Source organism: Sulfurimonas gotlandica GD1, from assembly GCF_000242915.1.
GTDB lineage: Bacteria > Campylobacterota > Campylobacteria > Campylobacterales > Sulfurimonadaceae > Sulfurimonas > Sulfurimonas gotlandica.
This window is the reverse complement of the sequence record NZ_AFRZ01000001.1, coordinates 2,756,943-2,769,384: the sequence shown is the minus strand read 5'-3', so window position 1 is coordinate 2,769,384 and position 12,442 is coordinate 2,756,943. Positions and strand designations below refer to the sequence as shown.

At 33.3% G+C, this 12,442-nt stretch carries 11 protein-coding genes; 6 read left to right on the top strand and 5 right to left on the bottom strand.

Annotated elements, in window-relative coordinates:
* Positions 1-10: 10 nt before the first annotated feature.
* Entirely contained in the window at positions 11-202 is a 192-nt protein-coding gene (locus SMGD1_RS13625; RefSeq protein ID WP_008337172.1) for a hypothetical protein, read from the bottom strand.
* 110 nt (positions 203-312) lie between these two features.
* On the opposite strand from SMGD1_RS13625, the gene SMGD1_RS13620 reads away from it, so the two are divergent.
* Positions 313-1,551, top strand: coding sequence for an EAL and HDOD domain-containing protein (locus SMGD1_RS13620; protein ID WP_008337366.1), 1,239 nt, complete (start codon positions 313-315; stop codon positions 1,549-1,551).
* Between the two features lie 2 nt (positions 1,552-1,553).
* Here SMGD1_RS13620 and SMGD1_RS13615 read toward each other — a convergent pair whose 3' ends face one another.
* The gene (locus tag SMGD1_RS13615; RefSeq protein ID WP_008337080.1) at positions 1,554-2,159 is read right to left on the bottom strand and encodes a DUF6166 domain-containing protein; all 606 of its coding nucleotides are present in this window, start codon (positions 2,157-2,159) and stop codon (positions 1,554-1,556) included.
* A 243-nt stretch (positions 2,160-2,402) separates the two neighbouring features.
* Between SMGD1_RS13615 and SMGD1_RS13610 the strand changes: the two genes are divergently transcribed.
* The 4 genes from SMGD1_RS13610 to SMGD1_RS13595 are packed head-to-tail and all read left to right on the top strand — an operon-like array spanning position 2,403 to position 7,363.
* Positions 2,403-2,693 carry a hypothetical protein gene (locus SMGD1_RS13610; RefSeq protein ID WP_008337614.1) on the top strand — a complete coding sequence of 97 codons (291 nt, stop codon included), beginning with the start codon at positions 2,403-2,405 and terminating at the stop codon, positions 2,691-2,693.
* Positions 2,694-2,753: 60 nt separating this feature from the next.
* Positions 2,754-5,138, top strand: a complete 2,385-nt coding sequence (locus SMGD1_RS13605) for an efflux RND transporter permease subunit (protein WP_008337450.1) — start codon at positions 2,754-2,756, stop codon at positions 5,136-5,138.
* Positions 5,135-5,917 (top strand): outer membrane lipoprotein-sorting protein, encoded by a 783-nt coding sequence (locus SMGD1_RS13600; RefSeq protein WP_008337409.1) that lies wholly within the window; start codon positions 5,135-5,137, stop codon positions 5,915-5,917. The genes SMGD1_RS13605 and SMGD1_RS13600 overlap by 4 nt, the downstream gene beginning before the upstream one ends.
* A 3-nt stretch (positions 5,918-5,920) precedes the next feature.
* A complete protein-coding gene (locus SMGD1_RS13595) occupies positions 5,921-7,363 on the top strand; it encodes a DUF1302 family protein (RefSeq protein ID WP_008337573.1) in 1,443 nt (480 codons plus the stop codon).
* Here the strand turns inward: SMGD1_RS13595 and SMGD1_RS13590 are convergent.
* On the bottom strand, positions 7,360-8,427 hold the full coding sequence (locus SMGD1_RS13590; protein ID WP_008337224.1) for a sensor histidine kinase: 1,068 nt from the start codon (positions 8,425-8,427) through the stop codon (positions 7,360-7,362). The genes SMGD1_RS13595 and SMGD1_RS13590 overlap by 4 nt on opposite strands.
* Positions 8,414-9,067 (bottom strand): response regulator transcription factor, encoded by a 654-nt coding sequence (locus SMGD1_RS13585; protein ID WP_008337338.1) that lies wholly within the window; start codon positions 9,065-9,067, stop codon positions 8,414-8,416. Before SMGD1_RS13585 ends, SMGD1_RS13590 begins: the two co-directional genes overlap by 14 nt.
* A gap of 155 nt (positions 9,068-9,222) precedes the next feature.
* On the opposite strand from SMGD1_RS13585, the gene SMGD1_RS13580 reads away from it, so the two are divergent.
* Entirely contained in the window at positions 9,223-11,799 is a 2,577-nt protein-coding gene (locus SMGD1_RS13580) for a PAS domain-containing hybrid sensor histidine kinase/response regulator (protein ID WP_241761496.1), read from the top strand.
* A gap of 65 nt (positions 11,800-11,864) precedes the next feature.
* Here the strand turns inward: SMGD1_RS13580 and SMGD1_RS13575 are convergent, their stop codons facing one another.
* The gene (locus SMGD1_RS13575) at positions 11,865-12,437 is read right to left on the bottom strand and encodes an adenylate kinase (RefSeq protein ID WP_008337336.1); all 573 of its coding nucleotides are present in this window, start codon (positions 12,435-12,437) and stop codon (positions 11,865-11,867) included.
* Positions 12,438-12,442: the final 5 nt, after the last annotated feature.

Here is a 12,442-nt window from a genome sequence, read left to right as displayed (position 1 = left end):
TAAGATATATCTAGTGGAAAAATTTACCTTGCTTATCATTATCTAAAGGTTTTCTCTTTTCTTTTGCAAGCCACTCTTGAAGAAGTGATTCAACTACTTTGCTTAAGCTCATTTTGTATCTACTTCTAGAGTACTTCATTGCCTCATCCCATGTGCTTCTATCTATGAGTAGACTTCTTGTTATTTCGTCTTTTGGTTTCATTAACTGCTCCTAACTATATAGTAAATTATATAGTATCAAAGAATCACTTTTTGCGAGCTTAAGAATACTTTTGTATAATAGTGACAAAAATTTGTCAAAGAGATTTAAGAATGAACTCAAATTTATATATAGCCAGACAGCCTATTTTAGATAAGTACGATAATATATTTGCATATGAATTACTTTATCGAGACTCCAACCAAAGCTCTAATATTAAAAATGATAGGCATGCAACCGTTACAGTCTTAAGTAATGTACTGAATAAATTTGGTGTTAAAAATCTACTTGGTGACAATAAGGCATTTATCAAAGCAGATAAAAAATTTCTGATGCATGATGTGGTATTCTATATACCAAAAGAGCACTTTATATTTGCGATACAAGCAAACATGGAAATTACTGAAGCTCTTGAACAAAGAATAATAAAACTTAGTGAAATGGGCTATCTATTGGCTATAAACGATGTGTTACTTACAAAAGAGACTTTAGATAAGTTCTCTAAACTTTTAAAATATATTACTTATATTAAAGTTGATGTTAATACACCCAGTGAAAACCTAGACCTTCTTCAATCTTCTGACCTTGTAGTGATTTTTACAAAAGTAGAGACTCATGATATGTATGATAAGGCTAAAAAGTTTAATGGTAATTATGTTCAAGGCTATTTCTTTTCTAAGCCAAAGATTTTAGAACAAGAGAAGTTCGACCCAAATAGCTTAACAGCAATTAATCTATGTAACTATATTATGAGTGATTCTAGTATAGATGAAATAGTTGAAAAGTTTGAAGAAAATCATGCAATCTCTTTGCAACTCTTAAAGTATGTGAATTCTGGCTCATTTCACTTTAGACAAAACATATCTTCAGTTCGTCAAATTTTAACTCTTATGGGAAGAACACCGCTAACTCAGTGGCTTATGCTCATGGTTTACTCTACGAATGGAACCCTGAATGAACAAGAGTCAGAATCTCCACTAATGCAACTTTTAAAGTGCAGAACAAATCTAATGGTTGAAGTATCCAAACAGATTCAAGACAGTGGTGTTAAAGATCTATCATCTAAGGTTTACTTTGTTGGAGTTATATCGCTTTTAGATACCCTTTTCAATGTTAATATAAATACTATTTTGGAAGAGTTGAATATAGACAGTGAGATAAAAGAAGCGATTAATGGAGGAGAAGGTGTTCTTGGAGATATATATATGTTTGCAAAGAACTTAGAGAAATTTGATATTAAAGCTGTTGAGAATTTTTGTGACAAATATGATATAGAAACAGAGGAGTTAGAAAAACTTACTTTTGAAGTTATTCAAAGTGCAAATGAGTTTGAAAACTCAAGGAGCGCATAGGTTTATGCGCTCTGTAAAAGCTTAACAAAGTTTTTATAGCTATCTACAACTTCTTGATTTTTTCTGTTTTGTATGTAGAATTCGATTGCTTTTTTGCCAAGTCTCGGTATCTCATTTTTGACTGCCCAACTACTAACAGTCCCTTCTGGAACCTCTAAAATCTCTGCAAGATTTTTTTGAGTAATAGATAGTTCTCGACACACATCTTTAACAACATTTCTTTTTACTTTTTTAGCTTTTAGCGGTGGTCTTACCATACTCATAGTTCTTGATTCAGTATATATTTTTTGATAGTCTTCTGAGTTCTTTTCTATCCAATCCACAACATCAGAGGCATTAAGTATCCAGTCTCTAGAATGTAATGACCTTATAACGTCTTGACAAAATTCCGGAGCATGTTTTGTAGCAAACTCGACATCACTTAGTTGATGAAGTATAGAAAATGCGAGCTGAATAGATGCAGAACCATTGTGTCCCCAATCAAACCCATCTTTTGATTTGGAAAATAGTTCATATTTCAGAGGTAATTCAACTTCTGCGTAAGTTACATACCTGCTTCCTAGTAGTGTTTTGTGCCCTTTAAATACGTGATTATTTCTTATAGCCATAATTCTCTTCTTATATTTTGAAAGTATAATGCTGATTACTACTGCTTGAGTCCACTTCTTTTGCAGAAAACGATACCCTATAAACAACATAACTAATCACCACTAGCAATAAAAATACCAATAACCAAACTAACATGATGATATTCCTTGATTTACGATAGACTAATATCGACAAAAAACTATAATTTATTAAAATTTTTGCCTTTTTTTAGTATGATGCTACAAATTATTCAAGGAAAAAAAATGTCTAATGTAGAAAAATTAGAAGAACTTCTTACAAAAAGTGTTATCCCAGATATTGATGAAAGATTAGATGAGATTTTTGAAGAGATAGCTGATAATAAAGATGCAAGTGAAGATGCAAAAGAAGAAATAGAAGAGCTTCGTGAGTTTAAAGCTGACTTGCAAGATGTACTAGAAGATATTAAAGCTGGTGACATCGATGAAGAAGAAGCTAAAGAACTTATAGATGATATTTTAGAAGCTCAAAAAGGCGATGACGACGAAGACTTCGGATTTGAAGAAGAAGACTAGTCTTAACATTCCCCTAATATAGAAATAATACTATTGGGTATTATTTCTATAGGGGTATATATGAACTGGCGTAGTAAAACAGAAGCTTCTTTGGAAGCTATGGGTGATAAAATCACCCAAAATCCAATAAAAATTATCTTTCTTGTTTTGATATTTAGTATAGCTCTTATATCAAATCTTCCAAAAATCACCATAGACACTTCAACAGAAGGCTTTTTGCACGATAGCGATCCAGCTTTGGTCAAATATGAGGCTTTTAAAGAACAGTTCGGTCAAGATGAAAAAATCATGGTTGTCGTTAGAGGTAAAGATATTTTCGAACCTGCTTTTTTAAAAAAACTTCAAGAGTTGCATCTGGAGTTAGAAAACAACATCCCACACCTAAATGATATAACTTCACTTATAAATGCCAGAAACACTAGAGGTGAAAAGGATAGACTTATAGTTGAAGATCTTTTTCAAGAATTTCCAAAAAACAAAGAAGAACTAGAGTTAAAGAAGAATCTAGCAGTTAACAATGTTATGTATAAAAATCTTCTTCTGAGCCAAGATCTAACCCTAACTACTGTAATACTGGAACCAAGTGCGTATGAAAGTTCAACATCAGTAAATGATCTTGATGGTTTTAGTGATGCTAAAGAGCAGCCAAAGTTAGAGTTTCTTAAAGATAGTTCTAAGAGCGAGATGGTTGAAGCTGCTCAAACGATAGCTAAGAAATTTAGCTCTGATGGTTTTGATGTATTTATAGCTGGTTCTCTTGCAGTAAATGACTTTAACAAGCGTGCAGTTCAAAAAGATATGCAAAAATTTGTAAAACTTGTTCTTCTTATGATGATGATTTTTCTTTTTGTAGTGTTTCGTAGAGCGAGTGCTGTGCTTTTACCTATCTTTATAGTAGCTCTTTCACTTTTAACTACTATGGGTACAATGGCTTTGGTTGGAACGCCAATAACTATTCCTACGCAGATTCTTCCATCATTCTTGCTTGCAGTTGGCATCGGGGCAGTTGTGCATCTGCTGGCAATGTTCTTCAAACACTATAACGATAATGGTGATAAGAACAAGGCTATATCATACTCTCTTGGGCACTCAGGCCTAGCTATTATCATGACATCTCTGACAACTGCAGCTGGGTTGTTGTCATTTTCTACTGCTGCTATTGCACCTATTGCTGATTTAGGCCTATTTGCAGCTGTTGGTGTAATGATAGCTCTTATGAATACAATAATTACATTGCCTGCAATATTAGCCGTTTTACCTATAAAGCAAGCAAAACAAAAACATATAGAAAATACAAAAAAGATGGATGCGCTGCTGAGTCGTATAGCTATTTTTAGTGTTGATCATGCCAAAACAATAGTTGGCGTAAGTGTTGTAATAATTGTTCTTTCTGTTTACGCAGCATCTAAGGTTGAGTTTAAGCACGACCCGCTTAGCTGGCAACCTGACAACTCACCAATTAAACTATCTACAGAAGTAGTGGACAGAGAGCTAAGGGGTTCTGTTACTATGGAAGTAATAGTTGACACAAAAAAAGAGAATGGCCTTTATAGTTCAGAGCTTTTAAATAAGATAGACTCTGTTGTTCGTAAGGCTGAAGCAATTGAGAATGATAAATATTTCGTAGGAAAAGGCTGGAGTGTAGCAGAAGTCTTAAAAGAGATTCATAGAGCACTGCATAAGAACTCTCAAGAGTATTATGTTATTACTGATAACGATGCTTTGATTCCTCAGGAGTTTTTACTTTTTGAAAACAGCGGAAGCGATGATCTGGAAGATTTGGTTGACTCTGCATTTTCAAAAGCTCGTATTACTTTTAAACTGCCATGGATGGAGGCAGGAGAGTATGAGGAACTTTCACAAGAGCTTACTGGTTTGATGAAGAGTGAGCTTGGAGATAGTGTAGAGATTACCATTACAGGTATGGTTCCACTTTTTCAAAGAACTCTCTCTGCTGCTATGACATCAATGGCTACTAGCTATATAACGGCATTTATACTGATAGCTATCATGATGATGATTCTTCTTGGAAGTATTAAGATAGGATTGACAAGCATGATACCAAACGTTCTACCAGTAATAATGGCTCTAGGATTTATGGCTATAGTAGATATGCCGCTAGATATGTTTACGATGCTGGTCGGTGCCATAGTGATAGGACTATCAGTTGATGATACAGTTCACTTTTTCCATAACTTTGCCAGATATCACCATCAGGGTCTTGGAACTAGAGAGTCTGTAGTTAGAACTATGACAGGAACAGGTCGCGCACTTGTTGCTACGAGTGTTGTTCTTTCTTTAGGCTTTTTTGTCTATATGTTTGCATCTCTAAGCAATCTTATAAACTTTGGGATACTAGCAGGCGGATCGATAACAATAGCGCTTATATCAAACATAATACTAGGTCCCGCACTTCTTACACTAATAACAAAGGATAACAAATGATTTTAAAGACACTATTGATAGCTAGTTTAACTATAAGTTCACTATTGGCTATTACAGGACAAGAGATAGCACAAAAAGTACATGACAGAAATGATGGAGACAACTCTACATCAAACATGAAAATGATTCTTATTGATAAGAACGATAACGAAAGGGTTCGGGATTTAAAAACTTATACAAAAGACAAAGGTGAGGACAAGTTAAAGATAATGTTTTTTTTAGCTCCTGCTGATGTTAGAAATACTGCTTTTTTAACTTATGATTATGAGAACTCAAGCAAAGACGATGACCAGTGGTTGTATCTTCCAGAGCTGAAAAAGGTAAAAAGAATAGCATCTAGTGATAAGAGTTCATCTTTTATGGGCAGTGATTTTACATACTCAGATATGACATCTAGAAATGTAGAGGATTATACATATGAAGTTATGAAAGAGCCTATGGTAGATGGACATAAAACTTGGCAGATGCTAGTAACTCCAAAGAGTACAAAAACCATAGATGAAACAGGATATACAAAATCTATAGTGTTTATACGTCAAGATAATTTCGTAATAGTCCAAGCTCTTAACTACATAAAGATAGGAGAAAAACTAAAATATATGAAAATACTTTCTTTAGAAGAGATTGATGGCATCTGGACAACTAAAAAGATGCAGATGGTTACCAAGAAGGGTAAGAATACTCTACATAAGACTATCTTTGAATTTTCAGATATTAAATACAATCAAAACTTAGAAGAATCATTTTTTACTACGCGCACATTAGAGAAAGGACTATAGCAGATGCTTGGCAAAGTTCTTTTATCTTCTTTTATCTCTATTAGTTTAGCATCTAGTGTTGTACATGCAAAGGAGAGCATAGAAGATGATCTAAGTGGATTTGACAGTGAGGTAGTTGTAAAAAAGAGTAGTGGTTCAGATGCGGACCTTGCAGGCTTTGATGATGAAGTACAAACTGCGCCAAATACTAAAAAAGAAACGACTAAGGTAAAAGAACAAAATAGAGTAACCATAAGCGGAGATTTAGCTTTTAAGGCTTCTGTTGGTTATAAAGAACACAAAGTTGATGGCATAGAGTATTCAGGTATAAATCAAGCTCAGAGTTCACTATCTTTAGAGCTGGATGCAAAACTATCAGATAACTGGAAACTAAAAGTTAGCGGTGATGCTTTCTACGATGCTATATATGACATACACTCTACAAATAACTATAGCGATGACATACTAGATGCTTACAAAACTCAACTTAGACTTGACGACACTTATGTACAAGGAAAGATAACATCAGCTCTAGATGCTAAGATAGGGCGACAGATAGTTGTATGGGGTAAGTCAGACAGCATTAGAATCACAGATGTAATTAACCCTCTTGATAATCGTACACCAGCTATGACGGATATTGAAGATCTTAGACTAAGTGTTGGAATGTTTAAGTTTGACTATTACTATGGTGTATGGAACTTCTCCGCTATGATTATCCCTGAGAACCGTATCATGATAGAAGCACCTGCTAGAAGTGAATATTTTCCTGTAGATGCTATTTTCCCTATAGCGCCAAACCCATTTTTAGAACTAGAGACCCCAAACACATCATGGGATAATATGCAATATGCTTTTGGAGCAAACGGTGTTTTTTCAGGATGGGATCTTTCTTTTTACGCTGCTGACGTACTTGATCAGAAATGGCATATAGACCCTGACACTATGACTCGTAAAGTCACTAAAATTCAGATGCTGGGCTCTGCTATAAATATAGCATCTGGGAGTTGGCTCTTAAAGAGTGAAGTAGCTCTTCTTGATGGTGTAAAATATAACTCTACTAGAGATGCCAAGAGTCGCCTAGATGCACTTATTGGTTTTGACTATATGGGTATAAAAGACACTGTACTTTCTGTTGAGGTAGCAAATAGACATATATTTGACTACGAAGCACAGATGTCAAAAGTCGTACCAAGACCTGACTACGTTGATGAAGATGAGGTGCAAACGGCTCTGCGTGCAACAAGAAGCTTTTACAATGATTCTCTGAACGCTACAGCACTTCTTAGCATCTTTGGTTCAAGCTGGCAAAACGGCGGCTTTGCTAGAGTCTGGATAGAGTATGAAGTAGCTAATGCTATAGGCTTAAATGCTGGGATAGTTGAGTACATAGATGGCGATAAGCCACTTATGAAAGCCATCAGAGATAACGATAGAATCTTTGCGGATATTACTTACAGTTTTTAGTTTTTAAACTTCAAACTGACAGTAGTACCAACTCCTGTTTCTGAAGTAGCATATATCTCTATATCCATAGCTTCACAGAGACGTTTTGAAATATCCAGACCTATGCCTGTTCCGCTCTTTTGTTCTGTGTAAGAGCGGTTAAATATCTCACTTGGATTTTTAATCCCGACACCATTATCTTCAATATATAAAACCCTATTGATAGAGTAGATTTTTATATAACCATTTTCTTTGTTGTACTTACTCGCATTTGAGATGAGATTTATAAGAACTTGGGTAAAAGCATTTTGATTTACAGAGGCATAAAACTCTTTTAGCTCTATCTCATACTCTAGATGCGTATATATTTTTTGATGAGTTAAAACAACATCTTCAATGATTTTGACAATGTTTTGCTCGCTGACAAGCATCGTATCTTCTTGAAGCAGGGTAGTTAGATTGTTGTGAAGCTCCGAGATGTTTTCAACATTCTTTTTGATTCTGCTAAGTGGCTTGCTGTCATCAAAATCGCTGTTTTTCTCCAGGAGTTTCATATTTAAAAGAATGGAAGTCAGAGGTGTGTTTAAGTCATGAATGAGGTCTTTTGAGAAATTATCAAGTTTTACGATTGCTTCTTGCATCGGTCTGAGCGCGCGAAGAGCAAGAAAATAACTGAGTGTTGCAAAGAGCAAAAGTAAAAGTATTTGAGCAGATATAATATTTAGTTTAACAGAAAAAAGATTCTTGTAAAACTCACTTTTGTCTTTTTTGACAAGTATATAACCACCTTCCCATTTATATGGCATATACTTTTCAAAATAACTCTCCTTGATGGTAAAGTTGTTCATGTTGAAGTCGGGTATTTTTATATCAAGTATCTCATATGTAATGGAGCTGTTTTTTGGCATCGGAAGTTTCATCTTAAACTGTCTAATATGATCTATCATAGAAAAATGCTCTTTTTTTATCAGCATCTGCTTCTGTTCTTCAAAGTAAAAGAACCCTGACGCCAAGATAAGGATGGCTACACTGCCAAAGTATGTGGCAAAGAACTTTATAAACGCTTTTTTCTCATGCTTTAACAAGTCTGTATCCTGTTCCCTTGATGGTCTGAATCTCTAAACCAACTTTTCTTAGTTTTGTTATGTAGACTCTCAAAGCGCCTTCACTAGATTCATTTACGCTGTCTAGCTCGTGAAGAAGTTCTTGCTTCGTTATGGTCTCATCTATGCGTTTAAAGAGCAGGGAGAGTAGCTTCTGCTCTTGTGGAGCTAGTTGGATAAGCTTTCCTGCATCTAGTAATTCATTTGTTGAGATTTTATACACCAAAGAGTTGTACTTCACTTCATTGTTTTTAGCGTTAAATGACTTTCTAAGAAGTGCCTGTATCCGGATGATAAGCTCATCAAAATCAAAAGGCTTCTTAATATAGTCATCTGCACCGACTTCAAAACCGCGAGACAGAGATGCTATGTCATTTAAAGATGTTAAAAATATAGAAGGAGTTGTGTTTCCTGAGCTTCTTAGCATCTGCAGTAGCTCGAAGCCATTTTGATCAGGTATGTTTACATCTAGAAGCATAAGCTCAAACTCATTTGAGTAAGTAGCTTCTACGGCTTCGTTAGCAGTTTGAGCAAGAGTCAGGTCATAACCCTCATCTTCAAGTAACTCTAGCAATGTTTCGGAAAGTATTTGGTCATCTTCAACCAAGAGTATTCGTGCCACTGTAAACCTTTTAAAAATATATTAGATTATACCAAGCATCTACAAACTTAACCTTAATTCTTCATCGATTTTTATATATTTCTTTTTGTTGTTATAATGCATATGCAGTTATAATTTTAAGTTATTAAATATACATAATTATGTACTATACATGTATGAAATCAGAAAATTCAAAAATTATATATTCGTTATTTTCATTAAAAATAATTATTACTACAATGTTTATAATACTTGTTGGCATTGTGTATTTTGTGACAAATAAAGACAAGCAAGTCCGTATAGAGGCTGTTTTGTCGCAACAGCTTACTAATCTGAATAATACATATAGAGTTAGTATGAAAAGGTTTGAGGTAGTAGCTGATAGTATTAATAGTACAGTCATAAATAGAGAAAATGTACTAGAACTTTTATATAGAGCAAAACATGCAAGTAATGATGATTCTTTAATACCACTTCGTAATGAATTATTTAAAATAATAAAACCACATTTTGATAATTTAAAAAAAGTTGGTGTTATCATTACGCTTTTTTCATTTGAAAATAATAAAACATTTTTACGAGTGCATAAACCGAATAAGTTTAATGATGACCTATCAAAAGTTCGATATAGCTTTAGATACGTAAATGAAAATAAAAAAATAATTAGAGGACTTGAAGAGGGCAAGATAATGCATGCGTTTCGTAATATTTACCCTATCTATTATAAAGGTGAGTATTTAGGAAGTGTAGATATTGCTTTTTCTTCAAGCGTTTTAAAAAAACATATGGAAAATTTATATAAAACTGAAGCTCACTTTATCATAAATAAAAATATTTTTATGACAAATATTTGGAAAATGAAGGATATGGTTAACTATAATAAAAGTATTGAACATGAAGATTTTCTTCAGGATAAGAATAAAGATAAAAATCTTAGTGAGATAGAAACTAATTTAAACAATAAATTGAAAAAAAAGATTTATAATAGCATACAGCATAATAACTCTTTTGCATTAGAAGACTCTGGACAAATTGTTGCTTTTTTACCAATTAAAAATATTAAAGATAAAAAAACAATAGCTTATCTTGTTTCCTATGAAGAAAATAATTATTTAAAAAATCTAATTAAGGAGCATATCTTAATAAATGCACTCTCTTTTGTGGTATTGATGATATTGCATATAGTGATATACATGGCCATAAAAAACCGTTATAGAGAGAAAGAAGTTAAAGATAAAGAAGTTAAAGACTACTTGGATATCGCGCAAGTTTTAATTATGGTGTTAGACAACAATAAAAACGTAACAATGATTAATACAGAAGGCGCGAAACTTTTAGGGTATTCAAAAGATGAGATTATTGGTAAAAATTGGATAGAAAACTTTTTGCCAAAAAACATTCAACTCGAAATTAATGAGTTGGCTTCCGACATCATTGAAGAAAAAGAGAAATATCCCAATTATGAAAACTATGTATTGACAAAAAGTGGCGAGTTAAAACTTATTTTATGGAAATACTCTACTCTGTTTGATGATCAAGGGAACACAATAGGTCTCTTAACGTCAGGACAAGATATTACTGAACAAAAAAGGACATATTTAGAGCTAAATAAAGCTAAATATGAAGCAGAAAAAGCTAACAAGTCAAAATCTGAATTTTTAGCAAATATGTCACATGAAATTCGTACTCCTTTAAATGGAATTATGGGCTTTGTAAATCTTTTATATAAAGATGAAAAAGATATTAAGAAGCAAGAAAAATTAAAAATCATAAAAGACTCAAGTTATACATTAATTGATATCGTGAATGATATACTGGATTTTTCTAAAATAGAGAGTGGTATGTTGTCAATTGAAAAAGTTCCATTTAATATTTTGGATGCTATTTCTCAAACTATCCTATTATTTAGACAAAGAGCAAAAGAGAAAAATATAACAATAAAATTATCAATCGATGATAAGATTCCAAAATTTATTGAGGGTGATATTACGCGAACTAAACAGGTATTTTCAAATTTGCTTAGTAATGCTTTAAAATTCTCGAATGAGGATAGCGACGTTAAAGTAAATGTAAATTATTTAGACAATACAAATGAGATATATTGTGAAGTTCTAGATAGTGGAGTTGGAATAAGTCCAAGTAAAACTGATACAATATTTGAAGCTTTTGAGCAAGAAGATAGTAGTACAACTAGAAAATATGGTGGTACTGGCCTTGGATTGTCAATCGTTAAACAATTAGTTGAATTGATGGGTGGTAAAATTGGTGTCAATAGTGAATTAGGTGTTGGAAGTACATTCTATTTTACGCTGCCAATAATAGAAGCAAAAGAAGATATTGATAAAGATGATGTAGCGACAATTAATCAAGAATTGCTTCATGGAAATGCTTTAATTGTTGAAGACAATAAAACAAATCAAATGCTATTATCAATACTATTAGAAGATTTTGGATTAACTTATGATGTAGCAAACGATGGACTCGAAGCTGTAGATAAGGTTAAGAATAATAAATACGATTTAATACTTATGGATGAAAATATGCCAAATATGAATGGTATTGAAGCTAGTAGTACTATTAGGAAACTTGAGCATACCAAAGATATAGTAATCATAGCTGTAACCGCTAATGCGTTAAAAGGTGATAGAGAGAAATTTTTAGAAAATGGAATGGATGATTATATTTCAAAACCAATAGATACAGATGAATTAGAGAAAATTCTTAGAAAATATTGTAATAAAAAATTCTTGTAAAGCTTTCTCACGGGAGTGTATTTAGTTCCCAAGTTTTACTTGGGAACTAGAAGAAAGATATTAGATTATATTTTAGATTCTATAAAAGTTCCCATCTCAGAAACTATCTCTTCGATAGTCCCTTCGCCAGAAATCACTTTTAAAATATTTTTAGCACTATAGAAAGCTTGTATGTCTTCTAGAGGTTGGGTATAGACTTTCATGCGGTTGTCAAAGACTTCTGTGTTGTCATCAGCACCGCGGGCACGACCAAGAACTCTGTCTCTTGCAGTCTCTTCACTGACTTCAACTTCTATAACACTGCAAAGATCTAAAGATGAATCATCACCGTTTAAGTACTCATCTAAAGCGTTTAACTGCTCCATGCTTCTAGGATAACCATCTATGATGATGATATCAGTAGGAGCATTTTTAATAGCGTTTACGATAGTCTCTATAGCAATTTTAATGGGAACAATAAGCCCTTTAGATATAAAACTATCTATCTCTAAACCAAGCTCACTTCCACTAGCAACTTCAGCACGAAGCATATCGCCAGTAGAGTAGTGAGTGATGTTGTCATTTTGCTCAGCTATTAGCTCTGCATCTGTAGTCTTACCAGAGCCTGGGGCTCCGATAATAAGAAATAATTTTTTCATAATTG